Origin of the sequence: Shinella sp. WSD5-1 (assembly GCF_963942435.1) — a bacterium.
In the GTDB taxonomy this organism is placed as follows: Bacteria; Pseudomonadota; Alphaproteobacteria; order Rhizobiales; family Rhizobiaceae; genus Shinella; species Shinella yambaruensis.
This window is the reverse complement of record NZ_OZ012596.1, coordinates 335,505-359,990: the sequence shown is the minus strand read 5'-3', so window position 1 is coordinate 359,990 and position 24,486 is coordinate 335,505. Positions and strand designations below refer to the sequence as shown.

General features: G+C 65.8%; 22 protein-coding genes, 1 tRNA gene and 1 riboswitch. Of the genes, 10 read left to right on the top strand and 13 right to left on the bottom strand.

Annotated features, from left to right (window positions below; translation table 11 throughout):
- The 3 genes from thiB to AABQ55_RS01690 form a co-directional block, all read right to left on the bottom strand.
- On the bottom strand, positions 1-1,008 hold the full coding sequence (gene thiB, locus AABQ55_RS01700) for a thiamine ABC transporter substrate binding subunit (RefSeq protein ID WP_272807041.1): 1,008 nt from the start codon (positions 1,006-1,008) through the stop codon (positions 1-3).
- A 38-nt stretch (positions 1,009-1,046) separates the two neighbouring features.
- A riboswitch (TPP riboswitch) is annotated at positions 1,047-1,157 on the bottom strand.
- Between the two features lie 233 nt (positions 1,158-1,390).
- On the bottom strand, positions 1,391-2,698 hold the full coding sequence (locus AABQ55_RS01695; protein WP_272807040.1) for an NAD(P)/FAD-dependent oxidoreductase: 1,308 nt from the start codon (positions 2,696-2,698) through the stop codon (positions 1,391-1,393).
- Positions 2,698-4,047 carry a glutamine synthetase family protein gene (locus AABQ55_RS01690; protein WP_244769201.1) on the bottom strand — a complete coding sequence of 450 codons (1,350 nt, stop codon included), beginning with the start codon at positions 4,045-4,047 and terminating at the stop codon, positions 2,698-2,700. Before AABQ55_RS01690 ends, AABQ55_RS01695 begins: the two co-directional genes overlap by 1 nt.
- 178 nt (positions 4,048-4,225) lie before the next feature.
- On the opposite strand from AABQ55_RS01690, the gene AABQ55_RS01685 reads away from it, so the two are divergent.
- On the top strand, positions 4,226-4,879 hold the full coding sequence (locus AABQ55_RS01685) for a GntR family transcriptional regulator (RefSeq protein WP_244769419.1): 654 nt from the start codon (positions 4,226-4,228) through the stop codon (positions 4,877-4,879).
- A 1-nt stretch (position 4,880) separates the two neighbouring features.
- Here AABQ55_RS01685 and AABQ55_RS01680 read toward each other — a convergent pair whose 3' ends face one another.
- The gene (locus AABQ55_RS01680; protein ID WP_272807039.1) at positions 4,881-5,588 is read right to left on the bottom strand and encodes an MOSC domain-containing protein; all 708 of its coding nucleotides are present in this window, start codon (positions 5,586-5,588) and stop codon (positions 4,881-4,883) included.
- A gap of 167 nt (positions 5,589-5,755) precedes the next feature.
- Here AABQ55_RS01680 and AABQ55_RS01675 point away from each other — a divergent pair, with 167 nt between their 5' ends.
- Positions 5,756-7,009, top strand: a complete 1,254-nt coding sequence (locus tag AABQ55_RS01675; RefSeq protein WP_272807038.1) for an NAD(P)/FAD-dependent oxidoreductase — start codon at positions 5,756-5,758, stop codon at positions 7,007-7,009.
- Positions 7,010-7,199: 190 nt separating this feature from the next.
- Here AABQ55_RS01675 and AABQ55_RS01670 read toward each other — a convergent pair whose 3' ends face one another.
- Positions 7,200-7,640 (bottom strand): Lrp/AsnC family transcriptional regulator, encoded by a 441-nt coding sequence (locus AABQ55_RS01670; protein WP_206362188.1) that lies wholly within the window; start codon positions 7,638-7,640, stop codon positions 7,200-7,202.
- Between the two features lie 112 nt (positions 7,641-7,752).
- On the opposite strand from AABQ55_RS01670, the gene AABQ55_RS01665 reads away from it, so the two are divergent.
- Complete coding sequence (locus tag AABQ55_RS01665; RefSeq protein WP_244769204.1) at positions 7,753-8,853, top strand: saccharopine dehydrogenase family protein; 1,101 nt, start codon at positions 7,753-7,755, stop codon at positions 8,851-8,853.
- A 154-nt stretch (positions 8,854-9,007) separates the two neighbouring features.
- Here the strand turns inward: AABQ55_RS01665 and AABQ55_RS01660 are convergent, their stop codons facing one another.
- Genes AABQ55_RS01660 through hglS form a run of 4 tightly spaced genes read right to left on the bottom strand, consistent with a single transcriptional unit; the run spans position 9,008 to position 14,619 of the window.
- Positions 9,008-10,240 carry a pyridoxal phosphate-dependent aminotransferase gene (locus AABQ55_RS01660; RefSeq protein ID WP_272807037.1) on the bottom strand — a complete coding sequence of 411 codons (1,233 nt, stop codon included), beginning with the start codon at positions 10,238-10,240 and terminating at the stop codon, positions 9,008-9,010.
- Between the two features lie 6 nt (positions 10,241-10,246).
- Positions 10,247-11,770, bottom strand: coding sequence for an L-piperidine-6-carboxylate dehydrogenase (gene amaB / locus AABQ55_RS01655; protein ID WP_272807036.1), 1,524 nt, complete (start codon positions 11,768-11,770; stop codon positions 10,247-10,249).
- Between the two features lie 21 nt (positions 11,771-11,791).
- The gene (locus AABQ55_RS01650) at positions 11,792-13,210 is read right to left on the bottom strand and encodes an FAD-binding oxidoreductase (protein WP_272807035.1); all 1,419 of its coding nucleotides are present in this window, start codon (positions 13,208-13,210) and stop codon (positions 11,792-11,794) included.
- Positions 13,211-13,221: 11 nt separating this feature from the next.
- Complete coding sequence (hglS, locus tag AABQ55_RS01645) at positions 13,222-14,619, bottom strand: 2-oxoadipate dioxygenase/decarboxylase HglS (protein WP_272807034.1); 1,398 nt, start codon at positions 14,617-14,619, stop codon at positions 13,222-13,224.
- 170 nt (positions 14,620-14,789) lie between these two features.
- Between hglS and AABQ55_RS01640 the strand changes: the two genes are divergently transcribed.
- From AABQ55_RS01640 to AABQ55_RS01625, 4 genes are all read left to right on the top strand, one after another.
- Positions 14,790-15,686, top strand: coding sequence for a LysR family transcriptional regulator (locus tag AABQ55_RS01640; RefSeq protein ID WP_244769209.1), 897 nt, complete (start codon positions 14,790-14,792; stop codon positions 15,684-15,686).
- A gap of 120 nt (positions 15,687-15,806) precedes the next feature.
- Entirely contained in the window at positions 15,807-17,090 is a 1,284-nt protein-coding gene (locus tag AABQ55_RS01635) for an NAD(P)/FAD-dependent oxidoreductase (protein ID WP_272807033.1), read from the top strand.
- A 118-nt stretch (positions 17,091-17,208) separates the two neighbouring features.
- On the top strand, positions 17,209-17,379 hold the full coding sequence (locus tag AABQ55_RS01630; RefSeq protein ID WP_244769211.1) for a hypothetical protein: 171 nt from the start codon (positions 17,209-17,211) through the stop codon (positions 17,377-17,379).
- A gap of 129 nt (positions 17,380-17,508) precedes the next feature.
- A complete protein-coding gene (locus tag AABQ55_RS01625; RefSeq protein WP_272807032.1) occupies positions 17,509-17,892 on the top strand; it encodes a hypothetical protein in 384 nt (127 codons plus the stop codon).
- A gap of 19 nt (positions 17,893-17,911) precedes the next feature.
- Here AABQ55_RS01625 and AABQ55_RS01620 read toward each other — a convergent pair whose 3' ends face one another.
- Positions 17,912-19,096 carry a CobW family GTP-binding protein gene (locus AABQ55_RS01620; RefSeq protein ID WP_272807031.1) on the bottom strand — a complete coding sequence of 395 codons (1,185 nt, stop codon included), beginning with the start codon at positions 19,094-19,096 and terminating at the stop codon, positions 17,912-17,914.
- Positions 19,097-19,135: 39 nt separating this feature from the next.
- The gene (locus AABQ55_RS01615) at positions 19,136-20,215 is read right to left on the bottom strand and encodes a D-alanyl-D-alanine carboxypeptidase family protein (RefSeq protein ID WP_244769214.1); all 1,080 of its coding nucleotides are present in this window, start codon (positions 20,213-20,215) and stop codon (positions 19,136-19,138) included.
- A gap of 167 nt (positions 20,216-20,382) precedes the next feature.
- Between AABQ55_RS01615 and AABQ55_RS01610 the strand changes: the two genes are divergently transcribed.
- Positions 20,383-21,543, top strand: coding sequence for a M20 aminoacylase family protein (locus tag AABQ55_RS01610; RefSeq protein ID WP_272807030.1), 1,161 nt, complete (start codon positions 20,383-20,385; stop codon positions 21,541-21,543).
- A gap of 46 nt (positions 21,544-21,589) precedes the next feature.
- Positions 21,590-21,666, top strand: a tRNA-Arg gene (locus AABQ55_RS01605).
- 311 nt (positions 21,667-21,977) lie between these two features.
- Here AABQ55_RS01605 and AABQ55_RS01600 read toward each other — a convergent pair.
- Both AABQ55_RS01600 and AABQ55_RS01595 read right to left on the bottom strand, forming a co-directional pair.
- Positions 21,978-22,358, bottom strand: coding sequence for a CAP-Gly domain protein (locus tag AABQ55_RS01600; RefSeq protein WP_272807029.1), 381 nt, complete (start codon positions 22,356-22,358; stop codon positions 21,978-21,980).
- 32 nt (positions 22,359-22,390) lie between these two features.
- A complete protein-coding gene (locus tag AABQ55_RS01595; protein WP_272807028.1) occupies positions 22,391-23,107 on the bottom strand; it encodes an META domain-containing protein in 717 nt (238 codons plus the stop codon).
- 189 nt (positions 23,108-23,296) lie between these two features.
- Between AABQ55_RS01595 and dxr the strand changes: the two genes are divergently transcribed.
- Positions 23,297-24,472, top strand: a complete 1,176-nt coding sequence (gene dxr / locus AABQ55_RS01590; RefSeq protein ID WP_272807027.1) for a 1-deoxy-D-xylulose-5-phosphate reductoisomerase — start codon at positions 23,297-23,299, stop codon at positions 24,470-24,472.
- The last annotated feature ends 14 nt before the right edge of the window (positions 24,473-24,486 follow it).

Sequence of the window (24,486 nt, the reverse complement as noted above, 5' to 3'; positions counted from 1 at the left end):
TTACTTGGCGCTCATCGCCGTCAGCCATTCGTCAATCCAGGCCTTGCGGTTGGCCGCGACTTCGTCCGACGGCATCAGGAAGGTCTTTTCCGGCTTCACCAGCGCGTCGAAGGCGGCCGGCAGCGGGTCCTTCGTCTTTGCGGCCGGCATCATCCAGTTGGTCTCCGGGATGATCGACTGGAAGTCCGGGCCGATCATGAAGGTCAGGAACTGGCGGGCAAGGTCCTTGTCGTCGGCGGTGCGCGTCAGGCCGGCGACCTCGATCTGCACGTAGTGGCCCTCGGAGAAGGCAGCGGCCTTGTAGCGCTCGGTCTGTTCCGCGATGACATGGTAGGCCGGCGAGGTCGTGTAGGACAGCACCATCGGCGCCTCGCCCTTGGTGAAGAGGCCGTAGGCTTCCGACCAGCCGGGCGTGACGGTCAGCACGCGGTCCTTCAGTTTGCCCCACGCCTCGCCCGCCTTGTCGCCATAGACCGACTTCACCCAGAGCAGGAGGCCGAGACCCGGCGTCGAGGTGCGCGGATCCTCGATGACGATCTTCTGCGAGGGATCGCCCTCGACGAGATCCTTCAGGCTCGTCGGCGGGTTCTTGAGCGTCTCGCTGTCATAGACGACGGCGAAATGGCCGTAGTCATAGGGCAGGAACGTGTCGTCCGAAAAACCGCCGGGCACGGTGAGGTCCGCCGGCGAAAGGCCGTGCGCCTCGAAGAGGCCGGTCGCCTTGGCCTCGGTGATCAGGTTGGTGTCGAGGCCGAGCACCAGGTCGGCCTTCGTGCCCTCGCCTTCGAGTTTCAGGCGCGTCAAAAGTTCGACGCCGTCGGCGACGCCGACCCACTCGACGGTGCAGCCGCAGGTCTTCTCGAAGGCTTCCTTGACCTTGGGGCCGGGGCCCCATTCGGCGACGAAGCTCTCATAGGTGTAGACGGTCAGCGTCTTTTCCTGCGCGAGCGCGGGAAAGGCGAGGGAAACGGCGAGTGCCGCGATGGTGGAAAGAGAAGTCTTGCGCATCCGCGCCTCCTTGCTGTTCACAAAACGGGAGTAGGGCGCTGGATGTGCCGTCTAATCCCTCCGCCGGTACGAGCCGGATCAGGTTCTTCGGGTTGGCGAAACCGCCTCTCAGCCGGAGGAAAGAACCCCGGGCACCCCGTTAGAGCAAGGCAAGGCATAATCCTGCGCGAGGCGGCGCGCAAGGGGCAAGCGGAAGGCCGGTGCTGGCGCCGGCTACCAAACCTCCCCTTCGTCATGGTCGGGCTTGACCCGACCATCCATCCGCTGGCTCGCCGCGACTGTGGATCCTCGGCTCAAAGCCGAGGATGACGGCAGTGGGTGGGGAGAGGTTTGACCCTCAACAGTCTGAGGCCGGCCAAAGCGCCGGCCTTCCATATCGGCCTCAAAGACCGAAGGCGTCCTTGAACTGGTACCACCAGGAGCCGATGGTGGAATATTGCGCGCGGAACATGCGCCCGCCCGGGAAGGGGATCCAGGGCAGTTTCTCGAACTGGCTGAAACGCGAGAGGTCGCCGTCGATCGCCTCGCTGAGGATGCGGCCGAAGAGATGCGAGCCGGTGACGCCGTGGCCGCTGTAGCCGTGGGCGAAATAGGTGTTCTTGCCGATCTTGCCCATCTGCGGCACGCGCGAGAAGGAAAGGGCGAAATTGCCGCTCCAGGCATAATCGATCTTCACGCCCTTCAGCGAGGGGAAGACCTTTTCGAGGTTCGGGCGGATCTTCGCCCTGACGTCGGCCGGGTCCGTGCCGCCGTAGACGGTGCCGCCGCCGAAGATCATGCGCTTGTCGGCCGACAGGCGGAAATAATCGAGGATGTAGCGCACGTCCTCCACGCACATGTCGCTCGGGATCAGCGCATCGGCGCGCTCGGCGCCGAGCGGCTCGGTGGCGATCATCTGGGTGGAGACCGGCATGACGCGCGAGACGAGCTTCGGCACGACATGGCCGAGATAGGCATTGCCGCAGATGACGGCGACATTTGCCGTGACGCTGCCCTTTGCCGTGTGGATGACGGGCTTTTCCGCCTCGTGCTCGACACGGGTGACGGGCGACTGCTCGTAGATCACGCCGCCGAGCGATTCCAGCGCCCTGGCCTCGCCAAGCGTGAGGTTGAGCGGGTGCATGTGGCCGCCGGTCGTATCCAGCATGCCGCCGATATAGGCGTCGGTGTTGACGAGCTTTCGCATCGCCGCCTTGTCGAGCATCTGGTGGTCGTCCATGCCGTAGCTCTTCCACAGGGCCTTCTTGTGCTCGAGGTCCTTCATGTGGGCGGGCGTGTAGGCGGCGTAGATGTTGCCGTCCTTTAGGTCACAATCGATATTATACTGCGAGACCAGGCGGCGGATGATCCTGCCGCCCTCCTGCACGAGACCGCCGACGAAGGCGCCGGCCTGATCGCCGTAGCGGCGCTTGATGGTATCGAGGCTGGCATTGAGGCCGTTGACGATCTGGCCGCCATTGCGCCCCGAAGCGCCCCAGCCGATGCCCGCCCCCTCGACCATCACCACCTTGTAGCCCTTTTCGGCAAGGTGGATGGCGGTGGAAAGGCCGGAATAGCCGGCGCCGAGCACGGCGACATCGGCCGTGACCGCGCCCTCGAGCACTTTCGGCGTGCGGACGATGTTGCGGGAAGCGGCGTAGTAGCTGTCGGGATAGGTGCCGTCGCCGGCATAGGATTGCGTGTTGGCCATCAGACGATTTCCAGATAGGCGCTGAATTCGAAGTCGGTCACCTGTTCGGCAAAACCGGCGATCTCCTGCCGCTTGCAGGCGATCAGCATGGAGCGAAGGTCGGTGTCGAAGATCTCCGAGACGATCGCGCCGTTCTCGAAAGCGGTGACGGCCGAACCCCATTCCGAGGGAATGCGCGGCAGCTGCGATTGATAGGCGCGGCCCGAAACCGGCGCCGGCGGCTCCCAGGTGTTGCGGATGCCGACGAGGGCGGCACCGAGAATGCCGGCCATGACGAGGTAGGGGTTTGCGTCCGCGCCGGCGACGCGGTGCTCGATGCGCCGCGCCTTGTTGCTGCCGCCGGGAATGCGGATGGCGGCGGTGCGGTTCTCGTAGCCCCAGGAGACGGAGGTCGGCGCGTGCGTGTCGGGGCGCAGGCGGCGGTAGGAGTTGAAGTGCGGCGCGAAGAGCAGCGTCGATTCCGCCATGCCGCGCGTCAGGCCCGCGACGGCGTGTTTCATGATGTCGGAGCCTTCGGGCGTGCCGTTGTCGAAGACGTTGTTGCCGTCTTCGTCGATCAGGCTGAAATGCATGTGCATGCCGCTGCCCGAGCGCATGCCGTAGGGTTTTGCCATGAAGGTGGCGGCAAAGCCGTGCTTGCGCGCGACGCCCTTGATGATGCGCTTGAAGAACAGCGCGTCGTCGGCGGCCTTCAACGGGTCGTCGGAATGCATCAGGTTGATTTCGAACTGGCCGATGCCGTTTTCCGCGACGGCAGAATCCGCCGGCACGTTCTGCCGCTCGCATTCCGCATAGACGTCGGAGAAGAACTGGCCGAAATCGTCGAGCTCGTCGATCGAGAGGATGGCGTCGGAATCGAGCCGCTTGCCGGTATAGGGCGAGATCGGCGGCTCGGCATGGTCGGGCTCGGCGTCGATCAGGTAGAATTCCATTTCCGAGGCGACGACGGGGCGCAGGCCCAGTTCGTGGTACTGCCGGACGATGTTGGCGAGCGCCTGGCGCGGATCGGCGAGGAAGGGGGTGCCGTCCTCCTTGAACAGCCAGAGCGGCACGACGGCCGACGGCTTCAGCGTCCAGTTGACGGGCAGCGCGCCGCGGCCGGTCGGGCTGCAGATGCCGTCCATGTCGCCCGAGGCGAAGACATGGCTGGAGCCGACGATGTCCTCGCCCCACACGTCCACGCCCACGATGGACAGCGGCATGCGGATGCCGCCCTTCAGCACTTTTTCCGCCTGCCCGACGGGCACGCGCTTGCCGCGCAGGATGCCGTTCAGGTCGCAGACCACGGCCTGGATGCTCTCCACGCCGTCGGCATTGATCAGCCAATTGGCATCGTCGTTCGGAGTCATGGTTCCCTTCCGTATCACATAATTATTTTTGTGATCACATTTTCAAAATATGCACACTTTCTTGTCGGGGGTCAAGCTGCTAGAACCTGTCACAAAGCATAGGATAGCATCTGGCAGCCTTTCGTGGAGGGATGGATTGGGCAACTTGGCGCTTGAGCCGCTGGACCGGCCGGAAGGCATGACGACGCATGAATATGCGCATCGGCGCCTGCGCCAGGCCATCATGGTCGGCTCGATCCGGCCGGGGGAATCGCTGACGATCCGCGGCATCGCCGAGGCGATGGAGAGTAGCCCGACGCCGGTGCGCGAGGCGCTGCGCCGCCTTTCCTCCGAAGGCGCGCTGCGCGTGCTCGACAACAGGCGCATCATGGTGCCGCGTATGACGGCGGACCGGTTCAGCGAGCTCGTCTCGCTGCGCTCGGTGCTGGAGCAGCACGCCGCCCGCCGGGCGGTGCCGCACATCACGGAGCGCCGGATCGACCGGCTGGAAGAGATCGACAGGGCGCAGGACGAGGCGATCGCCCGCAAGGACAATGCCAACGCGCTGCTGCTGAACCAGGAATTCCATCGTGCGCTCTACACCGCCAATCCCGAGCAGGTTATCCTGCCGATGGTGGAGAGCATCTGGCTCCAGCTCGGCCCCTTCCTCGGTATCGCCATGGAGCATGTCGCCCAGCTCTATTTCGTCGATCGCCACCAGGAGGCTATCGCCGCGCTGCGCAAGCGCGACGAGGATGCCGTCGCGGCGGCGATCAAGGCCGATATTTCCGAAGGCATCGGCGGTTTCGAGCGGGCGGCGATCGAGAACCTGCTGCGGCTCGCCGGGCAGTAGCCTAATTCACGCTCACCGTGTCGCCGCAAGACACCTTGCCCGGCGCGACGACCTTTGCCAGCACCCCGAAGCCGCCGCCGCCGTGTTTGGCAATCGCATGCAGCACATCCTTGTCGAAGGGGATGCCCGGCTGTCCAAGGGCGGTGAAGGCGCAGCGCGCGCAGGGCTCGGTGATCTCGACGACCGTCTCGCCGATGCCGAGCCTGCGGCCGACGAGACGCTGCTCGACGAAATCGGCATCGCCGTCATCGGTGCCGATCAGGATGTTCGGCCGAAAGCGCCTGGTATCGATGACGGCGTCCGGCAGCAGCGCTTGCAGGCGTGCCAGCGAAGACGTGGTCAGGATGTGCAGGTGCCCGCGATCGTAGCGCGGCGCGGCATCCGCCGCGCCGAAACACAGGAACCGGACGGGAAATCCGAGATGATCCGAGGCAACCCTGTCGGCCGACGGCGAGGGAACGCCATGCCAGGTCATGGCGTCGAGGCTGATCTCCGGCCTGTCGGTTTCCAGCCGGGAGCGAAGCGCCGGGACAGGTCTCCAGCGCTTTTCCTTTTCCGGCGCCGCGACGGCTGCGCCGTCCGCTTCGAAAAGACCCCATTGCCGGTCTCCGACAACGCCGGTGTCGTCGATATCGACGGTTTCGAGCCGCTCGCCGGTCAGAGAGCTGACCGGATAACGCCAGAGTTCGCTTGCCACGCCAAGCCGCATCCCGCTTCCTTTCAAAGGTCTCGTCCTGTCCTGACGCTATCGCTCCATGCTGCCCGTGTCGACCTCTCCCTGCCCATGCTTCCGCGATGCAGCCAAGCGGCTTGCATCTCGCATTCGGCCCATGCAATGGATCAGGGCATGTGACTATGGATGTGTGGGGCAGGCAGATGAAGACGGATGTCATTGTTCTCGGCGCGGGGGTGGTCGGCATCTCGACCGCGATCCATCTCGTCCGGCGCGGCAAATCGGTCGTGCTCGTCGACCGGCGCGGGGCGGCGGAAGAGACCTCTTACGGCAATGCCGGCCTCATCCAGCGCGAGGGCGTCTTCCCCTATGGCTTCCCGCACGATTTCGGCGCGCTCTTCCGCTATGCGCTGAACAACACGATCGACGCCCATTATCACCCTTCGGCGATCCCCGGGATCATTCCGTTCCTTGCCCGCTACTGGTGGCATTCCGGCTTCCGCCAGCACCAGAGCATCGCCCATCTCTATGCGCCGCTCATCGAGAACTCGATTTCCGAACATGCGGACCTCATCGCCGCCTCCGGCGCGGAGGAGCTCATCCGCAAGGACGGCTGGATGAAGGTTTTCCGCACGGAGAAGGAGAGGGACAAGGCCTATGCGGATGCGGAGAAATTGTCCGCCAATTTCGGCGTCAACCATCAGAAGCTGACGACGCGGGAGGTGGCGGAGGCCGAGCCCTCCATCCGCGCCGAGCTCACCGGGGGCCTGCGCTGGACCGACCCGTGGTCGATCCTCGATCCGCAGAGCCTGTTGAGACGTTACCTCGCCTATTTCGAGTCGCTCGGCGGCCAGCTGAAATCGGGCGATGCGGCGACCATCGAACATGTTCTCGAAGGCGAGGGATGGCGCATCGCCACCCCTGAAGGCCCGCTCGAGGCCAAGGAAGTCGTGGTCGCGCTCGGCCCCTGGGCCGATACGGTGACGCGCAAGCTCGGCTACCGGTTCCCGCTTGCCGTCAAGCGCGGCTATCACATGCATTACGGCACGGAAGAAGGCGCGAGGCTCAACAACTGGGTGCTCGATGCCGAGCGCGGCTATTTCCTCGCGCCAATGCTGCGCGGCATCCGCCTGACGACGGGCGCCGAATTCGCCAAGCGCGACACGCGCAAGACCCCCGTCCAGCTGCGCCGGGCGGAGAAGGTGGCGCGCGAGTTCTTCCCGCTCGCCGAACGGCGCGACGAGGAGCCCTGGATGGGCGCCCGCCCCTGCACGCCGGACATGATGCCGATCATCGGCAAGGCCCCGCGCCATGCCGGCCTCTGGTTCGCCTTCGGCCACGCCCATCACGGCATGACGCTGGGCCCGATCACCGGCCGCGTGCTGGCGGAAAAGATGCTGGGCGAGCGGACGGTGATCAATATCGGGCCGTATCGGCCGGAGCGATTCATCGCCTGAAAGCGATTGCGTGGTATCAAAGCGTCGTTGGAGCGAGGAGTGTCGCCCAGCCTGATCCCATCGGTCGCCATCACCCACCGCGCTCACCCCACCCTCCGTCATCCTCGGGTCGAGCCCGAGGATGACAGAGGAGAGGGGTCGGGCCTTGTTGGCCGGCTTTGATTGGCGATCCTTAGTTCCGAGCGACTTCTTAACGCCTAATTCGCGTCGACAGAATGATCGACGACAGCGTGCGCTCCACGCCGTCGATCGCGCCGATGCGGTCGATCAGGTGGTCGAGTTCGGCGATCGATGCCGCCTCGACCACGGCGATCAGGTCGAAACTGCCGCTGACCGAATGCAGCGTGCGCACGGCCGAGATGGCGTGCAGTTCCGTCGTGATGCGCGCCAAGGTCTTCGGCGCGATGGTGATCAGCACATGCGCCTTCACCATGCCGCTCTCATAGGCGTCCGAAAGCTTGACGCCATAGCCGGCGATCACGCCGTCCCGCTCCAGCCGGTCGATCTTCGCCTGCACGGTCGTGCGCGACAGGCCCAGTTTGCGGGCGATCGTCGCGGTCTGCTCGCGGGCGTTCTCGCTGAGGATGGCAAGCAGCTCACGATCCTTGGCGCCTAGCGTCGAAATGCTCATTTCTACCGTCATTCTGCCGATATCGATAATATATTATGCCAGATGTGGCGCTTTAAATCGACAGCCTTCGCCCTCAAAATATCAACATCAATTCATGCCGGAGGGAAATCACATGAAGGACATCGTCGTCATCGGCGCAGGCAAGATCGGCTCGACCATCGCCCGCATGCTGGCTCACAGCGGGGATTACCGCGTCACCGTCGCCGACCGTTCGGACGAGCAGCTTGCCGCCATCGAGCGCCATGCTGCCGTTTCGACCGCCGTCGTCGACATTGCCGACGGTGCCGCGCTCCGCGCCCTTCTCGCCGGCAAGTTCGCCGTTCTCTCTGCCGCGCCCTACCACCTGACCGTCGCCATCGCGGAAGCCGCCGCCGATGCGGGCTTGCACTATCTCGATCTCACGGAAGACGTCGAATCCACCCGCCAGGTCAAGCGCATCGCGGAAAATGCCAGGACGGCCTTCATCCCGCAGTGCGGCCTTGCACCGGGCTTCATCTCCATCGTCGCCAACGACCTTGCCAGCCGCTTCGATTCGCTCGAAAGCGTGCGCATGCGCGTCGGCGCCCTGCCGCAGTACCCGTCCAATGCGCTCAACTACAACCTCACCTGGAGCACGGACGGCGTCATCAACGAATATATCGAGCCCTGCGAAGCCATCGTCGAAAGCGCGCTGATCGAGGTTCCGGCCCTCGAAGAGCGCGAGGAATTCTCGCTCGACGGCGTGACCTACGAGGCCTTCAACACCTCGGGCGGCCTCGGCACGCTCTGCGATACGCTGAAGGGCAAGGTGCGCACGCTGAACTACAAGACGATCCGCTATCCCGGCCATGCCGCCATCATGAAGGCGCTCTTGAACGACCTCGGCCTGCGCCACCGCCGCGAAGTCCTGAAGGACATCTTCGAAAACGCCCTGCCGACCACCACGCAGGACGTCGTCATCATCTTCGTGACCGTCTCGGGCCGCAAGGGCGGCCGCCTGATCCAGGAAACCTACGCCAACAAGGTCTACAGCGCCCCGGTCGCCGGCAGCCTGCATTCCGCCATCCAGATCACGACGGCCGGCTCTATCTGCGCCGTGCTCGACATGCTCGCCGACGGTTCGCTGCGCGCCGAGGGTTTCGTTCGCCAGGAGGAAATCGCCCTCGACACCTTCCTTGCAAACCGTTTCGGCCACTACTACGCCCAGGAGAATCACGGCGCCCGCGCCGCCTGATCTTCCAGACCCTTCAAACGCCTCGGTGCAATGCCGGGGCGTTTTCGCATCTGTGGCCCAGCCGCGGGGAAGAAGAGAACGCCGGAAAGGCGCGGACCATAAAAATGGGGCCTCTTGCGAGGCCCCTTTTCTTTTGCCGGTTACCGGGCGTGGCTCAGGAAAGCTGCGCGCAGGCGTCCGCGATGCGCTTCAGCGCTTCCGATAGTTCCGTCTCAGACGTGGCGTAGGAGATGCGGAAATAGGGGGAGAGGCCGAAGGCCGAGCCGGGTACGACGGCGACGTGGGCGTCTTCCAGGAGATAGTCCGTGAAGTCGCTGTCGGCCTCGATGCGCTTGCCCTTCGGCGTGACCTTGCCGATCACGCCCGCGCAGCCGGCGAAGGTGTAGAAGGCGCCTTCCGGGGTGCGGCAGGTGAGGCCGGGGATGGCGTTCAGCGCCGAGACGACGAGGTCGCGGCGGTGCTTGAAGCTCGCCTGGCGCTCCTTCAGGAAATCCTGCGGGCCGTTCAGCGCCTCGACCGAGGCGGCCTGGCTGACCGAGGACGGGCAGGAGGTCGCCTGGCTCTGGATCACGGCCATCGCCTTGATCAGCGCCTTCGGGCCGCCGGCATAGCCGATGCGCCAGCCGGTCATGGCATAGGCCTTGGAGACGCCGTTGATCGTCAGGGCGCGGCTCTTCAGGCGCGGTTCGATGGCGACGGGGGTGACGAACCTGAATCCATCGTAGACGATGTGTTCGTACATGTCGTCGACCATCAGCCAGACATGCGGATGCCTCAGCAGCACGTCGAGGAGCGGGCGGTAGTCGGCCTCGCCATAGGCGGCGCCGGACGGGTTGGACGGCGAGTTGAACAGCACCCAGCGGGTCTTCGGCGTGATCGCCGTTTCCAGCTGCTCGGCCTTCAGGCGGAAACCGGCCTCGCCGTCGCAGGGGATCAGCACCGGCACGCCGCCGCAGATCTCCACGATGTCGGAATAGGAGGTCCAGTAGGGCGTCGGGATGATCACCTCGTCGCCCGGATCGATCGTCGCCATGAAGGCGTTGAAGAGGATCTGCTTGGCGCCCGTCGCGACGGTGATCTCGTCGATTGCATAGTCGACATCGTTCTCGCGGCGGAATTTTTCGGAGATCGCCTTCTTCAGTTCCGGCGTGCCGTCGAGCGCGGTGTATTTCGTCTCGCCGCGGTTGATGGCGGCCTTGGCGGCGGCCTTGACATTGTCCGGCGTGTCGAAGTCCGGCTCGCCGGCGCCGAGGATGATGACCGGCAGGCCGTCCTTCTTCATGGCAGCGGCGCGGGCGCCGATCTGCAGGATTTTCGAGACGCCGATGGCGGCGATGCGCGAGGCGGGCGTAAAGCCCGCCTCCTCTGTCTTGGTCCGGTTGTCCATCACGGCCTACTCGATGTCGAAGGAGACGCCCTGGGCGAGCGGCAGGGCCTTCGAATAGTTCACCGTGTTGGTGGCGCGGCGCATATAGGCCTTCCAGGCGTCGGAGCCGCTCTCGCGGCCGCCGCCGGTTTCCTTCTCGCCGCCGAAGGCACCGCCGATTTCCGCGCCCGAGGTGCCGATGTTGACATTGGCGATGCCGCAATCCGAGCCGTCGGCGGCGAGGAAGCGCTCGGCTTCCTGCATGTTCAGCGTGAAGATCGAGGAGGAGAGGCCGGCGGCGACGGCATTGTGGTCTTCCAGCGCCTTGTCGAAGTCGGAATACTTCATGACATAGAGGATCGGCGCAAAGGTTTCTTCGAGAACCGGGCCGGCCTGCTTCGGCATTTCGACGATGGCGGGCTTGACGTAATAGGCCGTTTCCTTGCCGGCCTCGGTGACGCGTTCGCCGCCGGTGACGGTGCCGCCTTCGGCCTTGGCGGCTGCCAACGCCTTCTGCATGCCGTCGAAGGCCTGCTTGTCGACGAGCGGGCCGACGAGTGCCGAGGTTTCCAGCGGGTTGCCGACGGAAACGCTGGTATAGGCCTTCTTCAGGCGCGGCACGAGCTGGTCGTAGACGCTGTCATGCACGAAGAGGCGGCGCAGCGTCGTGCAGCGCTGGCCGGCGGTGCCCATGGCGCCGAAGGCAATCGCGCGCAGCGCCATATCGAGGTCGGCCGAGGGGCAGACGATGCCGGCATTGTTGCCGCCGAGTTCGAGGATCGAGCGGGCGAAGCGCTTGGCAAGACGCGGGCCGACTTCCTTGCCCATGCGGGTGGAGCCGGTGGCCGAGACGAGCGCGACCTTGCGGTTGTCGACAAGGGCTTCGCCGATGGCGCGGTCGCCGATGAGAACCTGCGACAGGTTCGCCGGGGCGTCGCCGAAGCGAGAAAGGGCGCGCTCGAAGATCGCCTGCGATGCAAGGGCGGTCAGCGGGGTCTTTTCGGAGGGTTTCCAGACGATGGAATTGCCGGCGACGATGGCGAGCGCGGCGTTCCACGACCAGACCGCGACCGGGAAGTTGAAGGCCGAGATGATGCCGACGACGCCGAGCGGGTGCCAGGTCTCCATCATGCGGTGGCCGGGGCGCTCGGTGGCGATCGTCAGGCCGTAGAGCTGGCGGGAGAGGCCGACGGCGAAATCGCAGATGTCGATCATTTCCTGCACTTCGCCAAGACCCTCGGAGGTGATCTTGCCGGCCTCGATGGAGACGAGGCGGCCGAGATCGGCCTTGGCGGCGCGCAGTTCCTCACCGAGCAGGCGGACGAGTTCGCCGCGCTTCGGTGCGGGTACCAGGCGCCAGGCCTTGAAGGCTTCGTGGGCGGCGTCGATCGCCTTGTCGGTATCAGTGGCCGAAACGGTCTTCAGCTTGCCGATCTCCTCGCCGGTGACCGGGCTGTAGGAGGCCATGTCGCCGCCCTGCCAGGCGCTGCGTGCGACGCCGAGCTTGTCGAGAAGGGTTTCGGTTTCCTGTTTCACGTCGACTTTCGTCATGGGGTGTCTCCCTGTCTGTTTTTAGAATGTGATGGTGCCGAGCGGGCCCGGCGAGGTGATGGTTTTCAGCCCGGCCGCAAGCTCGCGGAGCTTTTCCGGGGTATATCTGTCGTAGAAGGCCTGGTTCTTGCGGCCGATGGCGTGTTCCGCGCTGAAGCTGCCGCCGAACTGCTCGACCGCGACGGTGAAGACCCATTCGCGCAGATCCGCCTCGAAATCGGGATCGGCAAGCCGCGGGTCGTCCTTCGCGACGACCAGGTTGAAGTGCACGCCGCCATCGCCGATATGGCCGAAGTCGCAGATCGTGACGTCCTCGAAATGGTCCGGCATCTCCGCCTTCATATGGGCGAGGAAGGGCATGATGTCACCCCGGCGGAAGGACAGATCGAAGGCGATCAATCGCCCGCGATGTTTCACGCCCTCCGAGAGCGCATGGCGCAGCGCCCAGATCTCGTGCGGCGGGCCGACGAAGGCGTCGGCGAGCGGTGCGTCCTCGCGCTCCCAGATCGCGGCCAGCACCTCTTCCAGCACCGCGTCGAGCGGCTGCTCGCCCGCGCGCGGCGGGGTGGCGCGGGAGATTTCCGCGAGGATGACGAAGCCGGGCACCACGCCGCCCTGGAAGGGATTGCGCAGCGACGGCACATGGTCGAGCGCGGCGGCGACGGCGTTGCCGGACATGCCCTCGAAGGCCGAGAGATAGCTGCCGAGCGCGTCTTCCATGGCGACGAGCAGCGTCGCGACCTGGTCTGCCGAGGCGGGCACGAGCAGGGCGGTGGCGGATTGTTTCGGGGCGGGTTCGAGGTTCAGCACGCATTCGGTGACGACGCCGAAGGCGCCCGATGTGCCGATGAAGAGCTGCTTCCAGTCGACGCCGGTATTGTTCTTGCGCAGGTCCGAGGAAAGGTCGAGCACGGTGCCGGCCTCGTCGGCGAGCACCACGGTGAGGCCGAGAACATTGCGGCGCACGTCGCCGTAGCGCAGGAACCGCGATCCGCCGGTGTTCGTTGCGATCATGCCGCCGAGGCGCGGGTCGGCGCCGAGGTCGATGGGGAAGAACAGGCCGCTATCTTCCAGCCGGCCGTTGAGGTCGGAAAGGCGCAGGCCCGCCCCAGCCCTGACCGAGCGGTTCACCCGATCGAGGTCGAAGGGGGCGGTCAGGCGGTCGAGGCTGAGCACGCCCTGACGGCCGCTCCCGTCGGGCGTCGAGCCGGAAACGAGGCCGGTATTGCCGGACTGCGGCACGAGCGCGATGGCGTTCCGCACGCAATAGGAGACGATGGCGGAGGCCTCCGCCGTCGTGGCCGGGCGGGCGACGAAGGCGGCGCGGCCCCTGTCGTAGCGTGCGCCGGTCTCGTAGGCGGCCATGTCGGCTTCTTCGGTGAGAAGACCCTTCTCGCCGGCAAGGCCCTTCAGCGCTTCGATATGGCGTGCCTCGATCATGCGCTCTTCCGTCACTCCGCAGCGGCAGCCATGTTGACGATGCCGAGGCACATTTCAAGCGATGCGCGCTGGATGGCGGCATAGTGGGCGAATTCGTCGAGGACGACACTGCCGAGATCGCGCTCGAACATCACCTGGTTCGGGCTGGCGACGAAGTCCTGGGTCGCGTCGTCGCCGAGATTCGACTGGAAGATGCCCGCGGCGCTGACCGGCAGGAAATCCTCGTAGACGATCGGGTCGAAGCGGATGAGGCCGGCTTCGATCGCCGTTTCGAGATCGGCGTTGCGGCCGGTGACGGACTTGCCCTTCTCCGTCAGGCAATAGGTGAAATAGCCGAGGCCCGCCTTGCGGATGCCGTCCCAGTCATCCGGGAAGGCCTTGAAGATGTCGACGAGCGCGGCCTCGTATTCGGCGGCGTTGGAGCCATCGGCGGCCGGGCGCACGCGGGCGCGCGTCTCGGTGAGCAGCCGGTCGTAGAGCGCGCGGCCCTTCGGCGTCAGCGCCACGCCGCGCTGCTCGATCTCGCCGAAGCGGGCCGTGTGGGAGCCTTGCTGCCAGGCGCCGTCGGCGCCGATGAAGGAAACGGCCTCCTCCAGCGCCTTGAACGAGGTCTGGCGCAGGAGGATCGGGCAGGTGCGGGTCGGCGGGCCCTCGACGACGGCCTTCGGGGCGATGCCCTCTTCCGGCATGCGGGCCTGTACCTTGTCGATGTCGAGCGTGCGCGGCGTCAGGTGGTTGATGTGCGGACCCTTGAAGGAAACGACGTCGGCGATCAGGCGATGCGCGTCGTGCAGGCGCCTGTACATGTCGGCGCTGACGATGGCCTGGTCGTGCCAGCGGAAGGTTTCCAGCACTTCGGTGACGAAGCGGGCGGCATGGGCTTCACCGAGACCGCCGTCACGCTCGGCCTTCTCGACGAGCCTGACGGCCTCGTCGGTGAAGATCTTTCGTGCGGCGAGCACGTCGGCCGCTTCTTCACGCAGCTTTTCGTCGGCGATGAGATCGAGGCGCAGCAGCGAGGTGAAGACACGGAACGGGTTGCGGCTGAGGCTTTCGGCGCCGACCGGGCGGAAGGCGGTGGAGTGCACGGGAACGCCGGCGGTGGAGAGGTCATAGTAGCCGACCGGGAACATGCCCATGACGGCGAAGACGCGGCGCATCATGGAAAGCTCGCCCGGCGTGCCGAGGCGGATGGCGCCGTGGCGTTCCTCGGAAATGCGCTCCAGCGTGTCGGTCGCCTCCAGGCGCCCCTTGAGGACGGGATCGGCGGCGAGCGTTTCCGCGTTCACCTCGGCCACCAGCGACATCAGCGTGCCATAGGCCGGAACCTCGTTGCGGTACATGGCGGACATCGCGGCGGAGAAATCCGCGCGGATCTTATCAGCGGAAACGTGCGAATTTGCGTTCATGGGAGCGGTCTCATCCTGGTGTTGCGCAATTCCGGATGGAAAACCGCTTCACACTTTTCCGGGAATTGCTTTAGAAGGGGTGGAGGCCCTGATCATTCTCAAAACGGATCATACCGGATCGTTTCTTCCCGCGATTGCGACCGTTCTGACTATGTTGATGCGAGGAAAGAATGAAGCTCAGTCGTAGGCTGATCCCCGACGTCACCACGCTGCAGGCGTTCGAATGCGCCGCGCGCCACGGCAGCTTCACGCAGGCGGCCCATGAGCTGAACCTCACCCAGAGCGCCGTCAGCCGCCAGATCAAGGACCTCGAGGAACAGCTCGGCGTGCTCTTGTTCGAGCGCGTGCGCCAGCGCGTGGTGCTCTCCGACGATGGCCGCCGTTTCCTGCCGGAAGTGCGCAAGCTGCTGCACCAGACGGAGGAGACCATGCTGCGCGCCATGGCATCGGCCTCCTCCGAGCACAGTCTTTCCATCGCGACGCTGCCGACCTTCGGCAGCCGCTGGCTGACGCCGCGCATTCCCGGCTTTCTCGCGGAAAATCCCGGCACGATCATCAACATCGCCTCGCGCTCGGCGCCGTTCGATTTCGACGAGGAGAATTTCGACCTCGCGATCCACTACGGCCAGCCGGTCTGGGCGCGGGCTGCCTGCACCTATCTGTGCAGCGAGGTCATCCTGCCCGCGGCAAGCCCGGAGCTGGTGAAATCCTGGAACCTTGCCGAACCGAAGGACCTGGAACGGGCGCCGCTCCTGCATCTTGCGACGCGCCCGAAGCTCTGGGCGCAATGGTTCGAGCTGAACGGCGGCTCGGCGGATACCGCCTATCGCGGCCATCGCTTCGACCAGTTCTCCATGGTCATCGAGACGGCCGTCGCGGGGCTCGGCTTCGCGCTGCTGCCGCACTACCTGATCGAGCAGGAGCTGGCGAGCGGCCGGCTTGCCGTCGTCTTCGACCGGCCGATGGAGACGGAGAACAGTTATTATCTCGTCGTGCCGGAAGGAAAGCTCGAAAACCCGCTGAGCCAGGCATTTCGCAGCTGGATTTCCAAGCAGGTCCCGGCATAGCATTTCGGCGGCCGATCATGCGGTGGGGGCATGACCCCGTTCTCATTTTTTGCTTTAGTCGTCGTGCCGCATGGCCGATTGTGCGGCGAGACACCCTTCTCCTCGGAAAAGATTGACGCCATGCTCAACGACCCGCGCTCCCATGGCCTTTGGGAGATGACCGCTCCACCCGCCCCCGAAACCGTCGCCTTTTCCGGCAGGGCGGAGGCGGATGTCGTCATCGTCGGCGGCGGGTATACCGGTTTTTCGACGGCGCTGCATCTGGCCGAGCGCGGCACGCGGGTCATCCTGCTCGAAGGGGCGGAGATCGGCTATGGCGGCTCGGGCCGCAATGTCGGCCTCGTCAATGCCGGCATGTGGGTGATGCCCGACGAACTGCCCGGCGTGCTCGGCGACCTGTATGGCAGCCGGCTGCTGGAGCTTCTCGGCAATGCGCCACGTGCCGTGTTCGACCTCGTCGAGAAGCACGCGATCGATTGCGAGATCAACCCGGCCGGCACGCTGCATTGCGCCGTCGGCCAATCCGGTCTCGACGAACTGAAGCAGCGCGCCGAGCAATGGGCCCGCCGCGGCGCGCCGGTGCGCCTGCTGGACGCGGCCGAGACGGCGGCGAAGGTGGGCACGGAGGCCTATGCGGGCTCGCTTCTCGACCTGCGTGCCGGCACGATCCAGCCGCTCGCCTATGCGCGCGGCCTTGCCCGCGCGGCGATTGCGGCCGGTGCTGCCGTCTTCACGGCAAGCCCGGTGACGGGCGCGGAGCGGACGGGAAAACGCTGGACGGTGCAGACCGCGCGCGGCTCCGTCACGGCGGACTGGGTGGTCGTCGCCACCAATGCCTATACGGTGGCGCCCTGGAACGAGGTGCGCACCGAGCTTGTGCACCTGCCCTATTTCAACTTCGCCACCGTGCCGCTTTCGCCCGAGATGCAGGCGAAGATCCTGCCGGAGCGACAGGGAGCCTGGGACACGAAGGACGTGCTCTCCTCCTTCCGCTTCGACAAGCGCGGCCGGCTGGTGTTCGGCAGCGTCGGCGCGCTGCGCGGCACGGGCACCGGCATCCACAAGGCCTGGGCGCGCCGCGCGCTGAAAAAGCTCTTCCCCGCGATCGGCGACGTCGCCTTCGAGGCGGAATGGTACGGCAAGATCGGCATGACGACGGACAACCTGCCGCGCTTTCACCGCCTTGCCGAGAACGTCATCGGCTTTTCCGGCTACAATGGCCGTGGCATCGCGCCGGGCACGGTCTTCGGCCGCACGCTGGCCGCGCTCATTTCCGGCGAGATCGCCGAGATGGACCTGCCGTTGCCGGTGAGCGCGCCCGAGGCGCAATCCTTCCGCTCGATGCGCGAGGGCTACTATGAGCTCGGCGCGCAGATCGCCCATTTCGCCGGCGCGCGTTTCTGAGCGCCGGAGAGGCGCAAACCTGCCTGTTTCCTGCGGAACAGCGCGGGGCGGGGGGATGTGAGACCTTCTGATCACCGGATGAGAGAGGCTCATCCTTCAAAGAGATCAGGAGAGACCCATGCGCAAGATCATCGTTTCCGCCACCATCGCCCTCGTTGCCGCCGTTTCCTTCGCCGCCCCCTCGCAGGCCGGCTACTACGGCTACAAGCCGCACTGCTTCATCAAGAAGGTCAAGGCCTACGACTACTACGGCAATGTCGTCATCAAGAAGATCAAGGTCTGCAAGTAAGCGCCTTTCCCGCTGACCTCCCCGAAGGCCCGGATGTCCCCTGCATCCGGGTCTTTGCCGTTTCTGGCGTTGAATAAACGCCTGTCGTTCAGCGTCATGCGCAAGAGGCCATCTTCAGGGATCTTCTCCATGAAATCCGCCTTCATCGCGCTCCTTCTTGCCCTGTCGCTCACCGGCTGTTCGTCATCCGCGACACCGGAGGACCGCGCGGCGCTGATCGGCCTGTGGGCGCCGGAGGATGGCTCGGGCCTGACGATCGAGTTCCGGGAGAACGGCGAGTTCGATTTCGTCTATGCGGCCGCGCCGACGCGTACCATCCTTCGGGTCGGCTGGCAGCTGGAGAGGAAGGGCAGCGTCGACATGCTCGAGCACGACGGCTCCGTCTACAAATCCTGCCCCTATCGCATCGAAGGCAGGATGCTGACGATCGACGACGGCCGCGGTGCGGAATGCCTGCGCAGCGCCACTGCGCCGACGGTGCGCATGGCAAGGCGCTTCCAGCGGGTGCCGTAAGCGCCCGCCCTGCCCGGTATCAGAGGCGCAGGCCCGGAATGGCGAGGGGATTGTCGGACAGCGCGGCACGGTCCGGCCGGTCGATCTTCGGCGTGCCGGTGAAGGCATCGAAGAGATCGCGCACGAAGGCTTCCGGCAGGTCCCTGGTGATCAGCACCAGCCGCGTGCGCCGGTCGGCCGGGTCGGGCCAGGCGGAAAGGCGCTCCGGCGGATGGAAGACGCTCTGCACGCCCTGCAGCACCAGCGGCCGCTCCGGATTGTTGGACATCAGCACGATGCCCTTCATGCGCAGGAGCTTTTCCCCGTGCGCGGAGCGCAGGAGGTCGATGAACATCTCCAGCGCCATCGGATCGACCGGCCGGTCGTGCACGATGCTGAAGGAGCGGATCGTCGCGTCGTGACGGGTCACGTCATGGGCGTGCTGGTGGGCATGAGGGTGATGATGTTCGTGGTCATGGCCGTGATGGTGATGGTCATGATCGTGATCGTGGTGATGCGCGTGACCGTGTCCATGATCATGGTGGTCGTGCGCCTCTTCGTGCAGCCAGCGGCGGACGTCGGGGATCTTGCTGCCGGGATCGTAGAGGCCGTTGGCGAGGAGGGCCGGGCCGACGAGGCCGGGCGTGTCGACGTCCGAGACGCTCGCCCGCGGATTGAGCGCGGCGATCTCCCGCTTCACCGCTTCCACCGCCGCGGCATCGGCAAGCGGGACCTTGCTGATCAGCACGCGATCGGCGACGGCGACCTGCTTGACCGCTTCGGGATGGTTGGCGAGCGTCGACAGGCCGTGGACGGCATCGACCACGGTGATCACGCCGTCGAGGCTGAAGGACTGGCTGAGCACCGGATTGCCCATGACGGATTGCAGCACCGGCGCGGGATCGGCAAGGCCGGTCGTCTCGATCACCACGCGCTTCAGCGGCTGGATCCTGCCCGTCTGCATGCGGTCCATCAGGTCGGCGAGCGTGTCGACCAGCTCGCCGCGGATCGTGCAGCACAGGCACCCGTCGGAAAGCTCGATGACCCCGTCGCTCGACTGTTCGACGAGCAGGTGATCGATGCCGACCTCGCCGAATTCGTTGATGATGACGGCCGTGTCGGTGAGCGCCGGGTCCTTCAGCAGGCGATTGAGCAGGGTCGTCTTGCCCGCACCCAGAAATCCGGTCAGCACGGAAACCGGCACGCGCCGCTCAGCAAGGGTCATGGTCTTTCCAATCAAACAGGGCCAATCAAACGGGGCCAATCAGAAGGTCGTGGGACGCGGGATCGGGATCGGCACGTTGGCAAGGCCGCCGGTATCGCCGACGGCGACCTGCTCGTTGCCGGCGGGCTTGGCCGTGTCGCCGCCCATGAGGCCGGCGAAGACCAGCCTCAACGGCCGGTTCAGCTCATGGATATAGGGCGAGACGAGCTTCTGGCGCCCGGCTTCGTCGCGGCTTTCGCTGCGCACCTTGGCGGCGTGCTTCGAGCAGATCTCCTGTGAAACGTCGGCGACGACGTCGCGCGTCTCGCCATAGGGGCGCAGCTGGCCGAGCGTCGGCACATTGCCCGCCTGCTTCGTCAGGCCCTTTTCCAGCATGCCGGCGGAAATGTCCGCGCGCGCGCCAAGGCTGTCGGAGCCGAGCACGACGGAGACGACGCTGCGGCCGTTGCGGGTGGCCGAGGACACCTGGTTGAAGCCGGAGGCGCAGATGAAGCCGGTCTTCATGCCGTCCGCGCCGTCGAAGCGGCCGATCAGCATGTTGAAGTTCGGATACTGCTTCTTGCCCGTGGTGAAGCCTTCCAGCGCGAAATAGGAGGCATATTGCGGGAATTCGCGCTTCAGCGTCACGGCGAGCACGGCCAGGTCGCGCGCTGTCGTGTACTGCCCCTTGCCGGGCAGGCCGTTGGGGTTGATGAAGCGCGAGGAGCTCATGCCGATGCGGGCGGCCTCCGCGTTCATACGGTCGACGAAGGCCTGCTCGGAGCCGGAGACCGCTTCGGCGATGGCGACGGAGACGTCGTTGGCCGACTTGACGAGTATGATCTTCAGCGCGCTGTCGAGCGTCATCTTCTGGCCGGGCTTGAAATACATCTTGCTCGGCGGTTCGGCGGCGGCGTGCTTGCTCATGACGACCGGGCTTTCCAGCGTCAGCTCGCCGGCCTTGATGGCGCGGAACACGGTATAGGCGGTCATCAGCTTGGTCAGCGAGGCCGGATACCAGCGCTGGAAGGCATCCTCGTGCTCGATGACCTTCAGCGTGTTGACGTCCACCAGGATACGCGGGGCGGCGGTTGCCGCGGTTGCCAGAAGGGAGGCTGCGAGCAGCAGGCTGGAGCCCAAAAACCGTGTGCTCCGGCGCGTCGTTCGTCCGTTCGTCTGCAAGGGTCTCACCTCGAAATCGGGAGTTGTCTCGAACCGTCGCCCTATTTAACCTATATGGCACCGTGATGGCAAAGCCATCGAAATCAGATGGCCGGTTTTGCGGCCGAAATGACAGGAAGTGTTGCATGCCCATCCTCAACCGCGCCGCAGAGATGCAGGACGAAATCGCTGAATGGCGCAGGCAGATCCACCGGGAGCCGGAAATCCTCTTCGCCGTGGAGAAGACCGCCGCCTTCGTGGCCGGGAAGCTGCGTGAATTCGGCGTCGACGAAATCGTGACCGGCATCGGCCGCACGGGCGTCGTCGGCCTCATCCGCGGCAGGGGCGAGGGGCGCACGATCGGCCTTCGCGCCGACATGGATGCGCTGCCGATCGAGGAGACGAGCGGCAAGCCCTGGGCCTCGACCGCCAGGGGCAAGATGCATGCCTGCGGTCATGACGGCCACACGGCCATGCTGCTCGGCGCGGCGAAATACCTTGCCGAGACGCGCAATTTCTCCGGCAATGTCGCGGTCATCTTCCAGCCGGCCGAAGAGGGCGGCGGCGGCGGCAACGAGATGGTCAAGGACGGCATGATGGAACGCTTCGGCATTGCCGAGGTCTACGGCATGCACAACCTGCCCGGCATGCCGGTCGGCTCCTTCGGCACACGCCCCGGCCCGATCATGGCGGCGACCGACGAGTTCAGCATCACGGTTAGGGGCCGCGGCGGTCATGCGGCCCTGCCGCACAAGACGGTCGATCCGATCGTCATCGGCGCGCAGGTGGTTTCCGCGCTCCAGACCATCGTCTCGCGTGTCGCCGACCCGATCGCGTCCCTCGTCGTCTCCGTCACCAAGTTCAACGCCGGCTTCGCCCACAACGTCATCCCGGAGACGGCGCAGCTTGCCGGCACCGTGCGCACCCTCAGCGCCGAAATGCGCCTGGAGGCGGAAACCCGCATCCGCCAGGTCTGCGACGGCCTTGCGGCCGCCCACGGCGCCGAGATCACGGTCGGCTACCACCGCAACTACCCCGTCACGGCCAACCATCCCGAGGAGACCGGCCACGCCGTCGCCGTCGCGCGCGAGATCGCCGGCGAGGCCGCCGTCGACCCGGCGCTCGACCCGATGATGGGCGGCGAGGATTTCTCCTACATGCTGCTCGCCCGGCCGGGCGCCTTCGTCTTCCTCGGCAACGGCGACAGCGCCGGCCTGCACCACCCGGCCTACGATTTCAACGACGACGCCATCCCCCATGGGGTGAGCTACTGGGTCAAGCTCGCCGAAAGCCGCCTTCCCGCCTGAAAACCACTTGGCTAAAAGCCCCGGCTTTTGTATGGGTGCAATCAGTGGTCCCGTAGCTCAGCAGGATAGAGCACCAGATTCCTAATCTGGGGGTCCCGCGTTCGAATCGCGGCGGGATCACCACTCATTTTCGAGGCTTTCGTGGTGCCGCGCCGTTCAGGACGGTGCGGATCACCGACGGTTTGTTTCGTCATTCAGGAATGACGCCCGCTTCGCTTCCACAGGGCCTTCACCTCTCATGGCACTCGACGAGGTCCATAGGCGTGACGACGCAGTTTGCGGGCCGGCCGGCCGTGCAGGCGCCGAGCAGGGCGATGGCGGCGATGAGAATGATGTGACGCATCCGGCCCTTCACCTTCGTGTTCCTGTACGCCTCGCACGCCGAAGCCGTTGGCGCGAATCGCTTCAGGTCGCTGTTCCCGCGAGGAGCCGCGTCAGACGTCTTCCGTCTCGCGCTCCGGCGTGACGACGCGGGGTTTCGGGCGGATGGACGGGATGGCGGAGGGTTTCGTGACGACCTTCGGCTGCGGGGCCTTGATGCCGAGCATGCTGCGGATGCGGTCGGACACGAGCGGGCGGAAGCGGGTGGCGCGGAAGGGCATGTCGTCGGCGCCGTAGCCTTCCGGGCCGTCGTCCTTGCCGCGGTAGAGCTCCATCAGCTTGATGCCGTAGAAATCGCCGTCGACATAGTGGCGGTAGTGGCCGGTCCAGCGGACCGTGTAGACCTGCCCCTTGCGGATGCCCTGGTCGATCGAGACGTTCTTGAAGCGGTCGTTGATGCAGACGACCTTCTGTCCGACGCGGAATGTGGGCATGCGATGTCCCCCCCCTCCAATGACCGGCCGGCTCAGCCGGTCTTGCGGCAGTTGACGCCCGGCGCGTTCTCTCCCCTGGTCAGGTCGTAGAGCGTCGCCTCGTCGCCCTTCGTCCACCATTCATACTGGCCGCCGGCATATTTGGCGCCGGAGGCCGAGAGCACGTTGGCGGCGATGACCGTCTCCTCGGCGATCCTCAGGACGGCGAGCGAATTGGTGCCGGCATTGATGTATTCGACGACGACGCGCTGCTCGGCGTCGCACTGGTAGTTGATCGTCTCGCGCGCCACGCTCTGTTCGGGGCCCGGCAGGCGGATGACGATGTCGGTGTTGTTCTTGAGGCCGGCGAGGCGGATCGCGGGGGCGCCCTCCTTGCCCGTCAGGTGCAGGATGCCGTTTTCGAGCTTCCACGAGGTCACGGTGCCGAGCGCGTCGAAGAACTTCTGCTCCTGGTCCATGATGGCCGGCGCGCACATCTTGCGCGTGGCGGCGGCGGGGGCGAAGGCGATGTTGCCGTTCTGCACCTTCAATTTGCCGCGATAGGTGTTGCAGCCGCCATTGCCACCATAGGACCCGTCCGGCTTGACCTCCAGCGTCGTCTGCAGGTCGTCGATCACACCGTTGCCGCCGATATCCTCGGCCAGCCAGGTGCCGCCGAGACCGCCCGGGACCGGCTCGTCGGCATAGGCCGGAGCTGCCGCCGCGAAGGCGAGGCAGGCGAGGGTCCATACTCTCAGGCGTCGGTACACAGATTTCTCCAATCGCGTCGGGGCGGAAGACCGCTTTGCCGGGACGTTATGGCCGTCCGGGCGAAAAGGTCAAGCACGGGTTTGCGAAGACGGGCGCAGCCTTCGCTTTACAGCATTTCCATGACTTGTTGCAGGCGTCTTTCGCCTGTAGAGCCTTTTGTCGATAACAAGAAAATCGCGGACTTCACCATGGCTTCCGACGCGCGGCAAAAGCGCCGTATCACCATTCTCGGCTCGACAGGCTCCATCGGCACCAGCACGCTCGACGTGGTGCGCCAGCTCGGCGGGCAGGAGCGCTACGAGGTCCTGGCGCTCACCGGCAACGGCAACGTGGATCTCCTCGCCGCGCAGGCGAAGGAGTGCGGGGCGACGATGGCGGTGACGGCGGACGAGAGCCGCTACGGCGCGCTCAAGGAGGCGCTTGCCGGCAGTGGCATTGCTGCGGCGGCGGGACGCGCGGCGCTGCTGGAAGCGGCCTCCGGCGAGGCGGACTGGGTGATGGCGGCCATCGTCGGCACGGCGGGCCTCGCGCCGACGCTGGCGGCGGCGAGGAAGGGCGCGGACATCGCGCTCGCCAACAAGGAATGCCTCGTCTCGGCCGGCGACCTCTTCGTCCGGGCCGTCGCCGCGGGCGGCGGGCGGCTCATCCCGGTCGACAGCGAACACAGCGCGATCTTCCAGGCGCTGGAGGACGACCAGCGCTATGCGGTCGAGCGCATCGTGCTGACGGCTTCCGGCGGGCCGTTCCGCACCTGGAGCCGCGCGCAGATGGCCGATGTCACCGCCGATATCGCCCGGGCTCATCCCAACTGGTCGATGGGCCTCAAGATCTCGATCGGCAGCGCCTCCATGTTCAACAAGGCGCTGGAGATGATCGAGGCGAAGCACCTCTTCGACGTTCGGCCGGACCAGATCGAGGTGGTGGTGCATCCGCAGTCGATCATCCATTCGATGGTCGGTTATGTCGACGGCTCGGTGCTGGCGCAGCTCGGCGCGCCGGACATGCGCACGGCGATCGGCTATGCGCTGACCTATCCCGGGCGTTCGCCGCTCAATGTCGACCGGCTGGATTTCGCGAAACTGTCGCGGCTCGATTTCGAGGCGCCGGATGAAGAGCGCTTCCCGGCGCTGCGCCTGGCCCGTACGGCGCTCACGCGCGGCGGCCTGCAGGGCGCGGTGATGAATGCGGCCGAGGAGGTGGCGTTCCACGCCTTTGTCGGCGGGCGCATCGGCTTCCTCGCAATGGCCGATATTGCCGAGGCGGTGATGGACAGGCTCGCCCACCTGCCGCCGGCCGCCGCGATGGACGACGTATTTGCCGCGGACGAAGAAGCCCGGCGGGTGGCCGCCGGGCTCATCGGATAGTACCGGCTTACGCC

Excerpts from the sequence above, each read along its gene's own strand:
- thiB (WP_272807041.1), bottom strand. The coding sequence starts at position 1,008 with ATGCGCAAGACTTCTCTTTCCACCATCGCGGCACTCGCCGTTTCCCTC.
- AABQ55_RS01695 (WP_272807040.1), bottom strand. The coding sequence starts at position 2,698 with ATGGCCAACACGCAATCCTATGCCGGCGACGGCACCTATCCCGACAGC.
- AABQ55_RS01690 (WP_244769201.1), bottom strand. The coding sequence starts at position 4,047 with ATGACTCCGAACGACGATGCCAATTGGCTGATCAATGCCGACGGCGTG.
- AABQ55_RS01685 (WP_244769419.1), top strand. The coding sequence starts at position 4,226 with ATGACGACGCATGAATATGCGCATCGGCGCCTGCGCCAGGCCATCATG.
- AABQ55_RS01680 (WP_272807039.1), bottom strand. The coding sequence starts at position 5,588 with ATGCGGCTTGGCGTGGCAAGCGAACTCTGGCGTTATCCGGTCAGCTCT.
- AABQ55_RS01675 (WP_272807038.1), top strand. The coding sequence starts at position 5,756 with ATGAAGACGGATGTCATTGTTCTCGGCGCGGGGGTGGTCGGCATCTCG.
- AABQ55_RS01670 (WP_206362188.1), bottom strand. The coding sequence starts at position 7,640 with ATGAGCATTTCGACGCTAGGCGCCAAGGATCGTGAGCTGCTTGCCATC.
- AABQ55_RS01665 (WP_244769204.1), top strand. The coding sequence starts at position 7,753 with ATGAAGGACATCGTCGTCATCGGCGCAGGCAAGATCGGCTCGACCATC.
- AABQ55_RS01660 (WP_272807037.1), bottom strand. The coding sequence starts at position 10,240 with ATGGACAACCGGACCAAGACAGAGGAGGCGGGCTTTACGCCCGCCTCG.
- amaB (WP_272807036.1), bottom strand. The coding sequence starts at position 11,770 with ATGACGAAAGTCGACGTGAAACAGGAAACCGAAACCCTTCTCGACAAG.
- AABQ55_RS01650 (WP_272807035.1), bottom strand. The coding sequence starts at position 13,210 with ATGATCGAGGCACGCCATATCGAAGCGCTGAAGGGCCTTGCCGGCGAG.
- hglS (WP_272807034.1), bottom strand. The coding sequence starts at position 14,619 with ATGAACGCAAATTCGCACGTTTCCGCTGATAAGATCCGCGCGGATTTC.
- AABQ55_RS01640 (WP_244769209.1), top strand. The coding sequence starts at position 14,790 with ATGAAGCTCAGTCGTAGGCTGATCCCCGACGTCACCACGCTGCAGGCG.
- AABQ55_RS01635 (WP_272807033.1), top strand. The coding sequence starts at position 15,807 with ATGCTCAACGACCCGCGCTCCCATGGCCTTTGGGAGATGACCGCTCCA.
- AABQ55_RS01630 (WP_244769211.1), top strand. The coding sequence starts at position 17,209 with ATGCGCAAGATCATCGTTTCCGCCACCATCGCCCTCGTTGCCGCCGTT.
- AABQ55_RS01625 (WP_272807032.1), top strand. The coding sequence starts at position 17,509 with ATGAAATCCGCCTTCATCGCGCTCCTTCTTGCCCTGTCGCTCACCGGC.
- AABQ55_RS01620 (WP_272807031.1), bottom strand. The coding sequence starts at position 19,096 with ATGACCCTTGCTGAGCGGCGCGTGCCGGTTTCCGTGCTGACCGGATTT.
- AABQ55_RS01610 (WP_272807030.1), top strand. The coding sequence starts at position 20,383 with ATGCCCATCCTCAACCGCGCCGCAGAGATGCAGGACGAAATCGCTGAA.
- AABQ55_RS01600 (WP_272807029.1), bottom strand. The coding sequence starts at position 22,358 with ATGCCCACATTCCGCGTCGGACAGAAGGTCGTCTGCATCAACGACCGC.
- dxr (WP_272807027.1), top strand. The coding sequence starts at position 23,297 with ATGGCTTCCGACGCGCGGCAAAAGCGCCGTATCACCATTCTCGGCTCG.